Source organism: Alloprevotella rava (assembly GCF_014195585.1).
In the GTDB taxonomy this organism is placed as follows: domain Bacteria; phylum Bacteroidota; class Bacteroidia; order Bacteroidales; family Bacteroidaceae; genus Alloprevotella; species Alloprevotella rava.
The window spans coordinates 25,866-42,237 of the sequence record NZ_JACICA010000016.1; the positions used below are offsets into that span (position 1 = coordinate 25,866).

Annotated in this window: 12 protein-coding genes; 4 read left to right on the top strand and 8 right to left on the bottom strand. The window is 40.5% G+C overall.

The genetic code is table 11. The features are described 5' to 3' along the window. Positions 1-62 precede the first annotated feature (62 nt). The 4 genes from FHS60_RS09700 to udk all read left to right on the top strand — a co-directional run bounded on the left by FHS60_RS09700 (position 63) and on the right by udk (position 3,996). Complete coding sequence (locus FHS60_RS09700) at positions 63-1,874, top strand: BatD family protein (RefSeq protein WP_183698004.1); 1,812 nt, start codon at positions 63-65, stop codon at positions 1,872-1,874. Between the two features lie 7 nt (positions 1,875-1,881). Beyond that, entirely contained in the window at positions 1,882-2,619 is a 738-nt protein-coding gene (locus FHS60_RS09705; protein ID WP_183698006.1) for a tetratricopeptide repeat protein, read from the top strand. A 24-nt stretch (positions 2,620-2,643) separates the two neighbouring features. After that, the gene (locus FHS60_RS09710) at positions 2,644-3,267 is read left to right on the top strand and encodes a hypothetical protein (protein ID WP_183698008.1); all 624 of its coding nucleotides are present in this window, start codon (positions 2,644-2,646) and stop codon (positions 3,265-3,267) included. Between the two features lie 102 nt (positions 3,268-3,369). Then, entirely contained in the window at positions 3,370-3,996 is a 627-nt protein-coding gene (gene udk / locus FHS60_RS09715; RefSeq protein ID WP_009346655.1) for a uridine kinase, read from the top strand. A 398-nt stretch (positions 3,997-4,394) separates the two neighbouring features. Here the strand turns inward: udk and lpxA are convergent, their stop codons facing one another. The 8 genes from lpxA to FHS60_RS09755 all read right to left on the bottom strand — a co-directional run bounded on the left by lpxA (position 4,395) and on the right by FHS60_RS09755 (position 16,129). Continuing rightward, complete coding sequence (gene lpxA / locus FHS60_RS09720) at positions 4,395-5,192, bottom strand: acyl-ACP--UDP-N-acetylglucosamine O-acyltransferase (protein ID WP_183698010.1); 798 nt, start codon at positions 5,190-5,192, stop codon at positions 4,395-4,397. Positions 5,193-5,214: 22 nt separating this feature from the next. Then, the gene (locus FHS60_RS09725) at positions 5,215-6,600 is read right to left on the bottom strand and encodes an efflux transporter outer membrane subunit (protein WP_183698012.1); all 1,386 of its coding nucleotides are present in this window, start codon (positions 6,598-6,600) and stop codon (positions 5,215-5,217) included. A 58-nt stretch (positions 6,601-6,658) separates the two neighbouring features. Further along, the gene (locus tag FHS60_RS09730; RefSeq protein ID WP_183698014.1) at positions 6,659-9,865 is read right to left on the bottom strand and encodes an efflux RND transporter permease subunit; all 3,207 of its coding nucleotides are present in this window, start codon (positions 9,863-9,865) and stop codon (positions 6,659-6,661) included. 19 nt (positions 9,866-9,884) lie between these two features. After that, positions 9,885-11,054, bottom strand: coding sequence for an efflux RND transporter periplasmic adaptor subunit (locus FHS60_RS09735; protein WP_183698016.1), 1,170 nt, complete (start codon positions 11,052-11,054; stop codon positions 9,885-9,887). 283 nt (positions 11,055-11,337) lie between these two features. After that, a complete protein-coding gene (locus FHS60_RS09740) occupies positions 11,338-12,624 on the bottom strand; it encodes a bifunctional folylpolyglutamate synthase/dihydrofolate synthase (protein WP_183698018.1) in 1,287 nt (428 codons plus the stop codon). Between the two features lie 39 nt (positions 12,625-12,663). Then, positions 12,664-13,833: a molecular chaperone DnaJ gene (gene dnaJ / locus FHS60_RS09745; protein ID WP_183698020.1), complete on the bottom strand. Its 1,170-nt coding sequence runs from the start codon at positions 13,831-13,833 to the stop codon at positions 12,664-12,666. Positions 13,834-13,838: 5 nt separating this feature from the next. Further along, on the bottom strand, positions 13,839-14,432 hold the full coding sequence (locus tag FHS60_RS09750) for a nucleotide exchange factor GrpE (RefSeq protein WP_183698022.1): 594 nt from the start codon (positions 14,430-14,432) through the stop codon (positions 13,839-13,841). Between the two features lie 80 nt (positions 14,433-14,512). Next, the gene (locus tag FHS60_RS09755; RefSeq protein WP_183698024.1) at positions 14,513-16,129 is read right to left on the bottom strand and encodes an ABC-F family ATP-binding cassette domain-containing protein; all 1,617 of its coding nucleotides are present in this window, start codon (positions 16,127-16,129) and stop codon (positions 14,513-14,515) included. Positions 16,130-16,372: the final 243 nt, after the last annotated feature.

Sequence of the window (16,372 nt, forward strand, 5' to 3'; positions counted from 1 at the left end):
GGCAGGATATTTGTTTATCTGCTTGGCAAGCAGTATTTTTGTAAGCAAAATTGTGAATAAGAATGATGAGGTATATTTTCTTTGCTGTTTTTTCGCTGCTTCTATCTACCTTGATGTCTGCTCAATCCCTAGTCATTAAGGCTCCATCTGTGGTTGATAGAAGTGAAAACTATTTTCGTGTGCAATTTGTAGTAGGAAGTTCTGATGTGAAAGATTTTCGTGGTCCTTCTTTTTCAGATTTTGAGGTTCTTTCAGGCCCTAATGTATCTACGTCCAATAGTATTCAAATGATAAATGGACGTACAACGTCCTCTTCTTCTACAACATATACATATATATTGTCACCACGCAAGAATGGAGTGTTTAAAATAGGCACTGCTTCTGTGACATTGAACGGACGCGTTCTTCATTCTCCCCCCTCTGTTCTTCGTGTGAAGGGAACAGCGAGTGCTGCAAATATGTCCTCCAAATATCAGCCTTCTTCTTCCGGCCAAAACGCTGTACAAAATGTGGGTTCAGCAGTAACTACTAAAGACTTGTTTATAACTGTTACACCGAATCGTAAGCGAGTATTCGAGCAAGAGGCAATTTTATTAACTTACAAGATTTATTGTCGGCTAGGGGTAGGGCTCAGTAATATTATGCTAACGCGTAAACCAGACTTTAAAGGTTTAGTATCTCAAGAGATTCCTGTTAAAAGCATACAAATGAGTAATGAGTTGGTAGGGGGAAAATCATATCGAGCAGGTGTAATCTATCAGTATGTTATTTTCCCACAAAAAACGGGAAAAGTGTCTATTCCGAGTCTTTCGTTTGATTGTGTTGTAGCGCAGCAAGAGCAATATTCTGAACTTTTGGATGCGTTCTTTGATAGTGGTATGGTAGGTGTGAAAGTAAGGCGTCAAGTTCTAGAAACAAATATCGAAGTCTTGCCTTTGCCTAAACCTAAACCTGCCAACTTTTGTGGTGGTGTAGGTCAGTTTAAGCTCACGAGTAGTTTGCAGACAAAAGTGCCAAGATCTAACGATGTGGCAACTTACCGTTTGACGCTTCGTGGAACTGGAAATTTGAAACTTATTCCTGCTCCTGTTCTGACTTTTCCGACGGATTTTGACTCATACGATCCCAAAACGACTTATCATACGACAGTAACATTTTCGGGAACAACTGGAGAGGTTTATTATGATTATACGTTTATTCCTCACAATGTAGGAAAATACGAAATACCCGCAGTCGATATGCAGGTATTTAATCCTGCGACCCAGCGTTATGAGACATTACATATAGATGCGCTCAAATTGAATGTAGAGAAAGGCGTTCGGTCTAAGGAAGAAGCTCAAGAGGAGCTGGCTCTTAGAAAGAGCGATATAAGCCCAATAATTGTAGGGCCTGTTTCTGCCTGCGATTTAGATAGTCCTTTTTGGGTTGGAAGTTGGTTTTTTTATATCTCCTCCTTATTGGTTCTGCTGTTGGGCTTTGCCGGAAATAAGTTTGCAGGGCGGTATATTTCTCAAGTCCGTGATATTTCAGGGCGTAAACGTGATAAAGCAGGTCGGGTGGCAGAACAGCGCCTGAAAGCTTTGGCTACAAAGCTTCAAGTTACAGATAGTTCAGTATTTTATGAAGAGTTTTCTCACATACTTCAAGAATATGCAGATTCTAAGTTCCATATAGCGATAAGTGACTTTAACAAGAAAAGTATTCAGCTTTATCTTCACAAAGCAGGGATTGATGAGGCTGTCGTCGAGAGGTTTGTTGGAATTGTTTCGGAGTGCGAATATGCTCGCTTTGCTCCTTCTGGAGAATTGTCTCGTCAAGAGCTATTGAGTAAGGCTTTTGATGTATTAAATAAAATGGAAATAAAGAAAAGATGAGAAGTTTATGAAATCCCATTTCTATATATTGTTGTTTTGGTTATTGGGCTTTGTAGCTACTATGGCGCAAAAGCAAACGGCAGATAGTCTTTATGCAGCAAAGAATTATGTGGAAGCTACGCGCATTTATGAAGCTGACTTGAAGAAAAGTCCCAATGTGGCAGAGTATAACAATTTAGGTAATGCCTATTATCGGCAAGATAATTTACCGCATGCTATTCTTAACTACCAACGCGCTTTGCGTTTGGAACCAGCTAATGCAGGTATACGTCATAGTTTGGAACTTAGTCAAATAAAATTACAAGATAAGTTTGATGCGCCTTCTGAAATGTTTTTTTTCGCACTGATTCGAAACATTCGTACATCTCTCAATCCTGATGCTTGGGCTCTTTGGGGGCTTTCTTTTCTGTTTCTTGCATTTGTTGTTTTAGCGCTCTTTCGTTTTGTGAGAAGTGTGTGGATGCAAAAAGTTTCTCTCTTCTCCCTTATCTTGGTTGCGATCCTAAGTTTGGCTAGCCTTACTTTTGCTTATCAACTGCGTTATCAATACTACAATAAGCAGTTGGGCGTTGTGATGAAAGATTGTGAACTTTTTGATGGTGCAGTAGCCTCGACTCGCAAGTTGCGGACATTGCATGAGGGAGTAACAGTGGAGGTTTCTTCAGAAAGTGGAATGTGGCTTCAAGTTATTTTGCCAGATGGAACAAGTGGCTGGTTAGAAAAAGCTGCTTTGGAAAAAGTTTGATAGAAAAATATTCTATAAGATCTTATGCAGTATCATTCCTTATTTCTCGATAGTTTAGCATCTGTATTGTCGCATCCTGCGTTGTGGCTACCATTGATGCTGCTCTTCGTGTATGTGTTGATACGCAATAATAATTTGCAAGAGCTGTTGCTGATATTCGTTCTGTTATTTGCTACTGTATTGTTGGCTAATCAAGGTATATATATACTTCAGAGTTATTTCTCTCCTAGCACACTATCAAAGACAGCGGTTATTCTTGCATTAAATTATCATCGGGAAGGAGTAGGACTTTTAGCCATTCTTATTCCAGCTGCGCCCGCCGTTGGAATCTTTCTAGCTTTCCTTGTGAGACATCGAAATTTAATGCTATGTCTTGCTGCATGGAGTCTTCTGAATAGTTGGACACGGTTGTATTTGTCGATAGTAAGTCCGTTAGAATGGGGGAGTGAATTTATTGGTGAGCTTCTTTTAGGCAGTTTGATGTATATACTTTTCTTGAAATTGCACAAACGTATCAATTCATCACATTTAGTAAGAATTCATGCCGTTAGAACTCTTACTGGTTATTCAGAGGCTGATGTTCGTTTGATTGTTTTAGGCCACGCTCTGACATTTTTGCTCATAGCATTCCTTGCCTTTCTTTCGTAGGAATCTCTAGATTCTTTGTTTTTCCTTATTTTTGCTCTATCTTTGCATTAACCTATTTTAAATAGGAGTAAACAACGGAAATAAAGCAAATAGATCTTTACGATGATTGTTATAGGTATTGCAGGCGGAACTGGTTCTGGAAAAACAACGGTAGTGCGCAAGATAATGGAACAACTACCAGCTAATCAAGTGTCCATAATCCCACAAGATTCTTATTATAAGCGTGCTCCTGAGGGCGTAGCCCTTTCAGAATTGCGCAAGATGAACTATGATCATCCCGATGCTTTTGATTGGGATTTGTTGGAGCAGCAAATCAAAGAATTAAAGGAGGGGAGAGCAATAGAGCAACCCACTTATAGTGTTCCAATCTGTGATCGTTTACCTGAAACTATACATGTAGAGCCGACCAATGTTATTATTATAGAAGGTATCATGGCTTTGTATCGCAAAGAGATGCGCGACATGATGGATTTGCGCATATATGTAGATGCAGATTCCGATGAACGCCTCATTAGAGTTATAGAACGTGATGTGGTTGAGCGTGGACGCACGGCCCGAGTAGTGATGGACCGCTATTTAAAAGTGCTTAAGCCTATGCATCGTGAGTTTATTGAGCCCACTAAAGAATTTGCTCACCTCATTATTCCCCAAGGAGGTGAAAACGTTCGTGCCGTAGAAATCATGAAAGTTTATATTGAAAAGATTTTGCGTGAACAAGCAAAAAAATAAACTGCAGATTGGCAGAAATTCCTATCCGCAATATCTATAAGCAGATATTGCGGTTTTTTTATTTGTCAGAGTTATTTTTCTATCTGCTCTTTTATAATCTCTATAAGTCATTTGTTAAATTCGCTTTACTAGGTTGTTTTACAGTCTTTTATCGCTGTTGAAAATACAATAAGGATGTTGGCCGACAGAATAAGGATATCAGCTGATATCCTTATTGTATTTGCAAATTTAATAAGGATATTTTTGATGCTCTTAGAGATAAAAACGAGAGCGATTTTCTTTGTTTACTCAGCTGCAAAGATGCTACTCTATAGATTTTAGAAAACAATAAAAAAGACACGGAAAGTTCTTTACTTTCGTGTCTTTTTATGTGTCTTATATTGTGAGTTTAAGTGTTATTATTCTTCTTCTTTGATTCGTCTCACAATGCCCCGTTCTGAGCCTTTGATGAAATTGACGATATTGTCAATTTCTTTGCTCTGTGGAATCTGCTGTCCAACACGGATGAGGGCATCTTCAAGAGAAAAGTTGCCCATATATATGAGACGATAGGTATTGGAAATATGGCGAAGAATTTTTTCACTGAGACCCACATATTGTGAGAGAATGTCAGCATTTACCCCGTGGTATGTCGCAGGATTTCCACCAAGAATGATATAGGGTGGAATGTCCTTCCTTGTACGGCAGCCGTTTTGTACAAGGCTGTACCGACCTACACGGACTTTATGTTGTAGGATAACTGCCGATGAAAGGATGACATGGTCTTCTATTAAGCAATCTCCGGAAATCTGCGAATGAATTCCAACAACGCAGTGATTACCTATTTGTACATCATGGCAGATGTGCACGCCATCCATGATGAAGTTTTCATCACCAATGGTTGTAGCATGGTCTGCATCTAGAGATCCAGATATTACTACATTTTCGCGAATGGTATTGCCGTTGCCAATAACTATGCGACTGTCTCCTCCCTTGTAGCGGAAACTCTGTGGTTCTGCTCCTACTACTGCATTTTCAAAGATGCGATTGTCAGAACCGATAGTAGTACGTGGGAGGATTGATACATGAGCGTGAATGTCGCAGTTGTTGCCAATGACGACATTCTCACCAATTACTGCAAAAGGTCCTACTTTGATGTTCTCGCCTAGTTGTACCGAAGCAGCAATAGAGGCAAGTGGGCTAATTTGATTTGCCATAAGTTAGAGGTTAAATAAAGGTTTAGTCGCGGCCACCGCCGAGTGCTTGATAGAGGCTGATGACGGCTTGGACTTTATCGAGTTTTGCACTAATGAGATTCAGCTGAGCTTGAAGAAGGCTTTGTTGAGCAGTAAGTGTTTCAAGATAAGATACAGAATTGTCGTTCTTGAAAATGAAATCGGTGGTTTCAACACTCTTCGTGAGTTCTTTTACTAGTTCCTTATTGCCGTCAACGCGGAGCTTTGCCGCATTATAGTTGTCGATAGCTTCGTTCACTTCGTTTCCCGCATCAAGAAGTTTTTGCTCAAAACTGAGTGTGGCACTTTCTTGTTGAGCTTTAGCAATGTCAAGATTTGCACGAAGTTTTCCTTGTGCAAAGAGCGGCTGAACAAGAGAAGCTACAGCAGACGCTAGTATTTTCCCTGGGTTCACAATGCCCAAGCCTCCACTATTTGTCCAAGATGCTGCACCAGAAAGTGTGATTTTCGGATAGAAAGCACCACGCGCACCAAGAACTCCGTAGAAGGCATACGCCATTTGAAGTTCTGCACTTCTCACATCTGGTCTATTGGAGAGCAACTGCATAGGAATACCTGCAGAAAGTGTCGAAGGAAGTTTGACGTCTTCCAATACTCCACGCTCTATGGTGTATGGAGATTCATGAAGAAGCGCACAGAGAGAATTCTCTACTTTCTGAATACTTGCTTGCATTGTGGGAATGGTTGTAAGAATAGAAAGTCGGTTGGCTTTTGCTTGTGAGACAGCAGAGCTATTAGTGAGTCCTGCCTTAAACATCGTTTCCATTGCTGCTACATTTTTATCCCAAAGTTCTGCTGTAGCTTTGGTTGTTGCAAGTTGGGCATCGAGCATCTCAAGGGTGTAATAGAGATTGGCAACAGAAGCAATAATTGCTGTGCGTGTGGCCTGTTTGGCAGCACGCGTTTGCATCAAGCTCTTTTCGCTCTGTTTCTTAGCATTGCGCAATGTGCCAAAAGCATCAATTTGCCAGCTGGCTTGTACAGGAACGCTGTAAGTCTTTGTTGCCTTACTAAAGTCCCAGCTTGTAATTGTGCCTTGAGGGGATAGACTTACGCTAGGAAGAAAAGCCAAACGACTAATCTTTAATCCAGCTTCAGCTTGACGAATGGTTAAGTCAGCCTGGCGTAAGTTTGTGTTATTGGTAATAGCCTTCTCTATGAGATTTTGAAGGCGTGAATCAACAAACACCTCGCGCCATGGCATATTCCCAAAGTTTGTAGTATCGGCATCAGTAATGTTCTCTAGCTTGGAAGAATCTCTATAGATATTATTAGGTATCTTCACATCTGTTGGACGTTGATAATTCTTATAGAGACCGCAAGACGAGAGGGTAGCACTTGCTATGATTACAAAAAGAAATTTCTTCATAATTTTTATCTTGGAAAGAAGCTCTGTAGGGAATTTATCCCAACTGGCTTCATAGAGATTATTTTTTTGTGTACTGCTCAATGTCTGCTTCTGCATCGCTATTGTCAATATCCTCCCAAACCATGGGTTTAAAACGCTCTTGAATGGACTGGAAAATGACAAATAAGGATGGTACGAAGAAAATTTGGCAAATAACGCCTACTAACATACCTCCGACAGCTGTTGTACCGAGAGATCTATTTCCGTGAGCACCAACACCGAAGTTGAACATCAAAGGTAAGAGTCCGACGATCATAGCTAAGGATGTCATCAAGATCGGGCGTAAACGTGCCCCAGCACCGAGAACGGCAGCCCAAGTAATACTCATTCCCATTTTGCGGCGTTCGATGGCAAACTCTACAATAAGAATTGCATTCTTTGCTAGAAGTCCCATTAACATGATCAACGCAATCTGTACATATATGTTGTTAGATGCATTATCGAAGATTGGAAGAATCTGGTTTATACCACCCATTATCCACAAGAATAGGAATGAACCGGCAAGTCCGAAAGGAACAGAAAGCAGTACCGCCCAAGGAAGGATGTAGCTTTCATACTGTGCAGCAAGAAGGAGGTAGATGAAGAGCAAACAGAGGATAAATACATAGATTGTAGTATTCGACTGGCTATTCTGTTCGCGAGTCATACCAGAATATTCGTAGCTATAGCCTGCTGGGAGATTCTGAGCTGCTGTTTCCTCAATGGCTTTCATAGCCTGTCCAGAAGTGTAGCCACTAGCCGGTGAACCGTTGACGGAAATAGATGTGTACATATTAAAACGGTTGATATTATCAGGACCGTAAACACGCTTGATGGACATGAATTGCGTGATAGGGGCCATTACACTACCATTGCGCACCATGATATTTTTCAAGCTCTCCGTATTGATTCGCTTGTCACCTTCAGCCTGTATCATAACACGATACAGTTTACCGAAACGGTTGAAGTTGGAGGAGTAAAGACCACCAATATAGCCCTGCAGCGTTGTGAGGATATCGCTAGGTGTTAAGCCTGCTTTCAAACATTGTGCAGGATCAATATCAATAAGATATTGTGGGAAATTAGGACTAAAGGTCGTCTGTGCTTGTTGAATCTCGGGACGTTCTTGCAACTTTGCAATAAAATCTTGCGTTACCTTGAAGAACTTGTTCAAGTCATCACCTGTTCGATCTTGGAGGGAGAAAGTGAAACCATTTGTGGTACCATACCCCATAATCATAGGTGGCTGGAAGAACAGCACTTTTGCATCCTTGATAACATCGCGTGAGCGAAGCAAGAATTGAATGGCTAAAATCTGTGAATTTTCCCTCATGGAACGTTCCGACCATGGTTTAAGCTTGATAATAATAGACCCATAGCTCGCACCTTGTCCACCAGTCATGCCATAGCCAGAAATGAGTGTATGACTTTGTACTGCTGGGCATGCTGCAACAATGCTATCAACCTGAGCTAATATTTTGTCTGTGCGATCTTGAGATGTTCCTGGAGGTAGAGAGATAGAGCCCATGATGGTACCAGTGTCCTCAGATGGTATCATATCATCTGGTGTGACTTTCATGAGGAACGTAAGTCCTGCAATACCTATGATTACGGCCGAAATAGCAATGATTGGATGGCGGCATATCTTCACAACCGAGTTCTTATATTTGCCGAGGATTCGGTCGTACGACGTATTAAAAGCAGTATGAAATTTGTCTATGAAACTCATCTTTTTCTCTTTTCCATCCTTGTCGTGTGCCTTCAAGAAGATGGCGCATAGGGCAGGTGATAGTGTCAGCGCATTTAGCGCAGAGAAGAATATGGAGATTGCCATTGTTAGACCGAATTGGCGATAGAATGTTCCTGATGTTCCACTGATAAAGCTCACCGGAATAAATACGGCCATCATGATGAGCGTGATGCTGACAAGGGCACCGCCCAACTCGCGCATGGCATCAATGGAGGCCTTCTTTGTTGAAGAGTAACCTTGGTCTAACTTGGAATGGACACCTTCTACAACAATAATCGCATCGTCGACCACAATAGCAATGGCTAGGACGAGAGCGTTCAATGTAAGTAGGTTGATAGAGAATCCTAAGAGATTCATGCCGAAGAAGGCACCAATCAGACTGACAGGGATAGCAATAGCTGGGATAAGCGTAGAACGCATATCTTGCAAGAAAATATAGACAACTAAGAATACCAAGATAAAGGCTTCAAGTAAAGTCTTGATAACTTCTTCTACAGAAGCAAAAAGGAAGTCGTTTACATTTTGTGCTTGTACAAACTGCATTCCGCTAGGAAGAGAGGCAGATTGGGTATCAAGGAATTTAGTGATATTGCTGACAGTTTCTGTTGCATTTGTTCCTGAGAGCTGGAAGACAATACATGTGACGGATTTATGGCCATTTACCTTACCGCCAAAGCTATAGCTACTGCTACCTAATTCTATTTTTGCAACATCTTTCAAGCGGAGAACTTCTCCGTCTGGTAATGCTTTGATGACAATATCGCCAAACTCTGTTTCAGTCGAAAGACGTCCTTTCCAAGTAAGCGTATACTGGTAGGTTTGATTTTCTCTTTCACCTAACGTGCCAGGAGCAGCTTCAATATTCTGAGTCGCTAAGGCTGCAGTGACATCAGAAGGCATGAGGTGATACTCTGCCATTTTAGCAGGATCTAGCCAGATACGCATGGAGTAGTCCGCTCCCATAACCATAGCTTCGCCCACACCTTTAATACGCTGAATCTGCGGGACAACATTGATCTTTGCATAGTTGTCAAGGAACTCTTGCGAGTATTTATCTTCCATGTCAACGAGAGAGAAGACAACTAGCATAGAGCTCTGACGTTTTTGAGTAATGACACCGACACGCGTTACTTCTGCAGGGAGAAGACCTTGCGCCATGCTTACACGGTTCTGCACATTGATGGCAGCCATATCAGCATCAGTTCCTTGTTTGAAAGTAATGGAGATATTTGCCTGACCAGTATTTGTTGCAGTGGATGTCATATAGTCCATATTCTCAACACCATTGATCTGTTCTTCCAAAGGCATGATAACAGAGTTGAGTACAGACTGAGCATTTGCACCAGTGTATGAAGTTGATACAGAAACAGTTGGTGGTGCAATTTCTGGATACTGCGTAATAGGCAGTGATGTGATACTGATGATACCGAAGATTACGATGAAAATCGAAATAACGGTAGACAGTACTGGCCGATTTATAAATCTATCTAATGACATAATGTCAATACTTTAAGTGTTAGAACGGAAGCTTTCCGTCTTTTATGTCTTTTGCAGCTTGTGCTCTTTTTTCTGCTGCTTGTTGAGAGGTGATAGGTTTGATTTCCATATCATTTTTTAGGTTCTGAATACCTTCAATGACAATGCGGTCACCTGCTTTCAATCCACTTGTTACATAATAGTATGTACCATCGTTCTGTTCCTCAATGGTGACTTCTGTGCTCTTAACTTTATTTTGCGTACCGACGATATAAACAAATTTCTTATCTTGAATTTCTGTGACTGCTGCTTGAGGAACTCTAATTACATTGCTGACAATCGTCGGCAGCAGAATATTACCTGTTCCTCCACTATGGAGTAAATGACGACTATTAGAGAATGTTGCGCGCATTTGTACGGCACCTGTTGACTGGTTTATTACACCACTGATGGCATCTACCGTTCCTGTTTCATCGTATATAGTCCCGTCTGCTAACTTCAATCGAACGGCTGGCATATTTTTGATTGCCGCTTTCACACCTCCGTTGCTAGTGCGGGCCATAGCTAGAAGCTGTTTTTCTGTCATTGAGAAATAAACATGAACACGCTCTATGTCGCTAACTGTTGTGAATGCTTCAGTCATAGAAGGGCCAACAAGCGCACCAACTTTATAGGGAAGAAGGCCTATGACACCATCTGCTGGACTACTCACAGTACACCATTTAAGATTATCGCGCGCACCTGCCAATTGTGCTTGTGCACTTGCTAGTTGTGCCTGTAGTGCTTGTAATTGATTTTCTGCCGACTTCATAGCATAGTCACTTATAATCTGCTTGGAATGGAGAAGGCGCTGATTAGCTACAGTGAGCCGTTGAGTGGAAATATTTGCTTGACATACTTTGATTTGAGCTTCTGCGGCTCTCACTGCTGCAACATACTGTTCGCTGTCCATCGTGAATAATGTTTGTCCACGGTGGACAGTTTGTCCTTCAGCGACATAAATCTGAGTAATATTACCTGAGATTCTTGGACGAATCTCAATATCTTGAATTCCCTTTATCGTTGCAGGATAAGTTGTGTTTAAGTCTGCACTAGACGTGTTGACAGTTTCTACAGCATAACTGTTGTCAGCGTCTGGCATACCTTGTTGTTTCTTGCTGCAGCTGGCAAATAGTATGATGCCGAGTGCTAAATAGGCAAATCTTCTCATAATTCTTTTTATCTATGATGTTTTTTATTTTTTAGTAGTCCTAATTATCCATGGTTCTCTTGATGAGTTGTATGCAAATATATAGATTTTACGGTTACAAAGATACTGTAGAAACTAAGAATAATTACATAGTTTTCTTGGTGTTTTTGGGGGACTTACAGTATTTTAACAAATATATAAAGGAATGTGCTAACTTCTGTTGACATAATTGATAGTTCTTGCTCAAACAGATGTTAGCACGATATTTAGTGGATATTCTTAGTTCCACTAAGGAGAGTCTTTACTATTGAGATAGATAAGATAAAAGATCAGAAACAACAAAATTACTTCCTCCTACAAAAATAAAATCATTGGGTGAGGCTTCGCGAAGAGCTTGTTTGTAAGCATCTTCTACTGTTGTAAACTTTTTCCCTAAAAGTGTATGTTGTCCAGCTATTTTATTAATTTGTGATTCAGTAAGTGCTCTATCAACGCTGGCGTGAGCCCAATAGTATTGTGCGGCTTTTGGGAGAGTTTCCAAAACACTATCAATATCTTTGTCGTTGGCCATGCCGAATACAACTCTAAGAGTTTGTTCTTGGCTGATTTTCGTCAATCGCTCTCCCAAGTATTTCCATCCTCCTGCATTGTGTCCTGTATCACAAACAACAGTAGGTTTTTTTTGTATATATTGCCAGCGTCCCATGAGTCCTGTTGTTTCACATACTTCTGCAAAACCTTTTAGAATAGCTTGTAGTGGAATCTTGAAATTATCTAAATGCTTGATTGCCGTAAGAATTGTATTTGCATTTTTATCTTGGCAATCTCCAATTAAAGCACCATATATCTCTCCATAAATGGTTGTATTATAAACTTTAAAGTCTTTTCCATTGATAAACGTGTTCAGTACAATAGGAGAGTCTTCTGCAAAGATTATTTTAGTGTCTGATACTCTGGCCCTTTCTTCAAAGACAGGCCGAGTTTCTAGAACTGTTTCTCCAATAACTACAGGGATGCCTTTTTTTATGATACCTGCTTTTTCACTTGCAATTTCTGCAAGTGTGTTTCCTAAAAAAATCTGGTGATCTAAACTTATGTTAGTTATGATAGAGAGTTCAGGGCTAATAATATTAGTACAATCTAAACGTCCTCCCAATCCGACCTCAACAATCGCTACATCCACTTTTTCTTCTGCAAAATATTTAAAGGCCATAGCCGTTGTAATTTCAAAGAACGATGGATGAAGTGGTTCGAAGAAACTTCTTTCTTTTTCTACAAAATCAATTACATATTGCTCTGAAATCTTTTTTCCATTGATGCGGATTCGCTCACGAAAATCTAATAGGTGCGGGGAGGTAAATAGACCAACTTTATAGCCTGCAGCTTGAAGTATTGCCGCTAGCGTATGGCAGCAACTTCCTTTCCCGTTTGTTCCTGCTACGTGAATGCTGCGAAAATTATGGTGTGGGTGTCCAAAGTGTTCATTAAGAATCTCAGTTGTTCTTAATCCAGGCTTATACGCTCCTGCTCCAAGATTTTGGAAAAGAGGTGTTACAGTGAATAAATAATGAATAGCCTCTGAGTAATTCATATTGAAAAAGCTCCTTTCTGCTGAAAGGAGCTATTATAATTATGTGTTGAAATAATTCTTGAAAGTTTTGAAAATCTTTTCCTTAATAGATTGAGAGCTTTGGATGTTCTCACTGTTTTTTAAATCTTCAAAAATTTTTTTCTCTGCCTTTGATAAGGTCTCAGGGATATAGATACTGATATTGACAATAATATCTCCAGTCCCATAGCCATACCCCTTGATAGCAGGTAATCCTTTGCCGCGAAGTCGAAGCGTTGTTCCAGGTTGTGTACCTGCTTTTATGTTTATTTTTGCCTTACCTTCAATGGTCGGGATTTCAACGGAATCTCCTAGGACGGCTTGAGGGATGGTTAGTAATAAATTGTATATTAAATCCTGCCCATCGCGAATTAGTTCAGGGTGAGGGATTTCTTCAATGACTACTTGAATATTGCCAGGAATGCCATTGTGCTTTCCCGCGTTGCCTTTTCCATGGGCTTTAATAATCATGCCTCCAACAACACCTGCAGGAATCTTTACTTCTACAATTTCTTCGCCTTTGACGATTCCTTCACCATGGCAATGGCTACACGGCTTTTTGATTACAGTTCCTTCTCCATGACACGTTGGACAAGGTTCCTGTACTTGAGTCATACCAAAGAAAGATTGCCGAGTATGTAGTACATAGCCACGTCCTTTACAGGTGATACAGGTTTCAGGCTTATAGTCCTTTTCACATCCGCTTCCGTGGCATTCACGGCAAGTCACATCTTTTTGAACTTTATATTTCTTTGTGATGCCTTGAGCCATTTCTTGCAACGTGAGTTTTGCCTTAACTCTCAAGTCGCTGCCTTGATATTTACGCGATCCTGCACTGCCTGCATCCTCGAATGAGCTGCTGAATCCACCAAAGCCTCCGCCAAAACCAAATTTTTGTGCAAAGTTGCGGATAATATCATTAAGATCCATGCCGCCTGCATCGAATCCTCCAAATCCTCCGGCACCGCCATCAACACCTGCTTTTCCAAACTGGTCGTATCTAGCGCGCTTGTCTGGATCACTCAAAACCTCATAGGCTTCAGCTGCCTGTTTAAATTTTTCTTCTGCTTCTTTGTTATTGGGGTTGCGATCCGGATGATATTTTATGGCCGTGCGGCGATAGGCCTTTTTTATTTGATCTATTGTTGCATCCTTTTCGACACCTAGAATCTTGTAGTAGTCTTCTTCCATGTTTTTTATTGACCTACAGCCACCTTTGCATGGCGTATGACTTTGTCGTTAAGCGTATAACCCGTTTGAACGCAATCTATTATTTTCCCTTTTTGTTCTCCATCGGTTACAGGAACCATAGCAATGGCTTCATGAAAATCTGTATTGAAATCCTGATTTTGTGTCTCAATTGCTTTCAAACCTTGCTTTTCCAGCGTGTTGCGGAATTTCTTGAAAACAAGATCTAGCCCCTCTTTGAGAGTCTCAATATTTGTGTTTTCTTGAATATTCTTTTCGGCACGCTCCAAGTCGTCCAAAATGGGGAGTAACGAGGAAAGCGTTTTTTCTCCTCCATTGAGAATAAGTTCTGCCTTTTCCTTTAGCGTACGTTTTCGATAGTTGTCAAATTCTGCAATTTGGCGCAGTAGTTGGTCTCTTAATTTTTCGTTTTCTTCTTCTACTGCTGCAAGTTGCTCTTCTGTCGTAAGTTCTTCTTTTTGAACCTTTCCTTCTTCATCAGCTTGAAGAGTTGTTTTGTCAGTTTGGTTGTTTTGCTCTTCTGCTGTATCTTTCGCTTGGATTTCTTGTTCCTCTTTATTATTGTGTTTTTTTGTTGACATAATATATAATATAATAATGAATGTATGTTGTGTGGGCAAAACAAATTGTGTGCCAGTTTTATTTAAGAGAGATGACTTGTTTATTTTGCGTACATCTTATTTCTCAATTCCTTGATATGTTCATCATGGATATAATCTTCATAATTCATTAATTTATCAATGCAACCATTAGGCGTAAGCTCTATGATGCGATTTGCAATGGTATTGATGAATTCATGGTCGTGACTGGCAAAAAGGATGTTACCTTTAAAGAGTTTCAGGTTATTATTGAATGCCTGAATACTTTCCATGTCCAAGTGATTGGTTGGTGTATCCAGTATTAGGCAGTTTGCATTGTTGAGTTGCATACGTGCTATCATACAACGCATTTTTTCACCACCACTGAGTACACTAACTTTCTTCTGAATGTCTTCATCCTTGAAGAGCATTCGTCCTAGGTAAGCTTTAAAGAATACTTCATTGCCTACACTAAATTGGCTAAGCCAATCAAGCATATTCAAATCAGTATTGAAAAATTTTGTGTTATCTAAGGGGAGATAAGCTGTTGTAATAGTGACGCCCCATTTATAGCTACCTTGTATCGGCTTGGTGTTACCATTGATCATTTCAAAGAGGGCAGTCATAGCACGTGGATCGTGGCTGATAAATACAACCTTTTCGCCTTGTTCTATATTGAAAGTAACATCGCTGAACAAAACTTCTCCATCTTCTGTTGTGGCTTTTAGATCGTTAACTTCAAGGATTTGATTGCCTGGTTCACGTTCCATCTGGAAGATGATGCCTGGATACTTGCGTGTAGAAGGTTTAATTTCTTCAACATTGAGTTTTTCCAACATCTTCTTACGGCTTGTTGTCTGACGACTCTTAGCAGCATTGGCAGAGAAGCGACGAATGAATTCTTCCAACTCTTTTTTCTTCTCCTCTGACTTCTGCTTCTGATTTTGGGCTTGGCGTAGTGCAAGCTGAGAGGATTCATACCAGAAAGAATAGTTACCAGCATAGAGCGTAATTTTTCCGAAGTCAATGTCAACAGTGTGTGTGCAGACTTGGTCTAGGAAATGGCGGTCGTGACTAACTACAAGCACAGTATGCTCAAAGTTGCCTAAATAGTCTTCTAGCCATTCTACAGTTTCAAGGTCTAAATCATTAGTTGGCTCATCCAATAAAAGGTTGTCGGGTTCGCCAAATAGTGCTTGCGCCAGCATGACGCGAACTTTTTCTTTACCAGAGAGTTCACCTACTAACTTATTGTGAAGATCAACCTTTATGCCAAGACCTTCAAGTAGGGAGGCAGCGTCATTATCAGCCGTATAGCCGCCCATCTCTGCAAATTTATCTTCCAATTCTGCCACTCGGATACCATCTTCATCGCTGAAATCTTCTTTTGAATAAAGGACTTCACGCTCTTTCATGACGCTCCACATTGTGGTATGGCCCATAAGTACTGTTTCTAAAACGCTATGCTCGTCAAACTTAAAGTGGTCCTGAGAGAGGACGCTCAAGCGTTCACCTGGTCCTAATTCAATACTACCTTTCGTAGGCTCTAATTCACCGCTGATGGCTTTTAGTAGCGTTGACTTTCCTGCTCCGTTGGCACCAATAATGCCATAAATGTTGCCATTAGTGAACTTCATATTCACGTCTTTATATAAGACGCGCTTTCCAAACTGGATGGCCAGATTTGTAACTGTAATCATTCTTTGAGTTTTCTTTTTGCGTGTGCAAAGTTATATTTTTTTCACGAGAGGGCAAAGTGGCGCTCTATACATGGTCTGAAATAGAGTTAGTTGATAATGTCTAAAGCAAGATCTATACGGGGTAAACATTCGATTCTGAATTTTATTAACCCCAATTCGGTTTAAGAAACGCTTTTTCATGAGTTTGTTAAACCGCACACGCATCCTTTCGGCCTTGACCTAAAACCGAAGTATAATTGTTTC

Excerpts from the sequence above, each read along its gene's own strand:
- FHS60_RS09700 (WP_183698004.1), top strand. The coding sequence starts at position 63 with ATGATGAGGTATATTTTCTTTGCTGTTTTTTCGCTGCTTCTATCTACC.
- FHS60_RS09705 (WP_183698006.1), top strand. The coding sequence starts at position 1,882 with ATGAAATCCCATTTCTATATATTGTTGTTTTGGTTATTGGGCTTTGTA.
- FHS60_RS09710 (WP_183698008.1), top strand. The coding sequence starts at position 2,644 with ATGCAGTATCATTCCTTATTTCTCGATAGTTTAGCATCTGTATTGTCG.
- udk (WP_009346655.1), top strand. The coding sequence starts at position 3,370 with ATGATTGTTATAGGTATTGCAGGCGGAACTGGTTCTGGAAAAACAACG.
- lpxA (WP_183698010.1), bottom strand. The coding sequence starts at position 5,192 with ATGGCAAATCAAATTAGCCCACTTGCCTCTATTGCTGCTTCGGTACAA.
- FHS60_RS09725 (WP_183698012.1), bottom strand. The coding sequence starts at position 6,600 with ATGAAGAAATTTCTTTTTGTAATCATAGCAAGTGCTACCCTCTCGTCT.
- FHS60_RS09730 (WP_183698014.1), bottom strand. The coding sequence starts at position 9,865 with ATGTCATTAGATAGATTTATAAATCGGCCAGTACTGTCTACCGTTATT.
- FHS60_RS09735 (WP_183698016.1), bottom strand. The coding sequence starts at position 11,054 with ATGAGAAGATTTGCCTATTTAGCACTCGGCATCATACTATTTGCCAGC.
- FHS60_RS09740 (WP_183698018.1), bottom strand. The coding sequence starts at position 12,624 with ATGAATTACTCAGAGGCTATTCATTATTTATTCACTGTAACACCTCTT.
- dnaJ (WP_183698020.1), bottom strand. The coding sequence starts at position 13,833 with ATGGAAGAAGACTACTACAAGATTCTAGGTGTCGAAAAGGATGCAACA.
- FHS60_RS09750 (WP_183698022.1), bottom strand. The coding sequence starts at position 14,432 with ATGTCAACAAAAAAACACAATAATAAAGAGGAACAAGAAATCCAAGCG.
- FHS60_RS09755 (WP_183698024.1), bottom strand. The coding sequence starts at position 16,129 with ATGATTACAGTTACAAATCTGGCCATCCAGTTTGGAAAGCGCGTCTTA.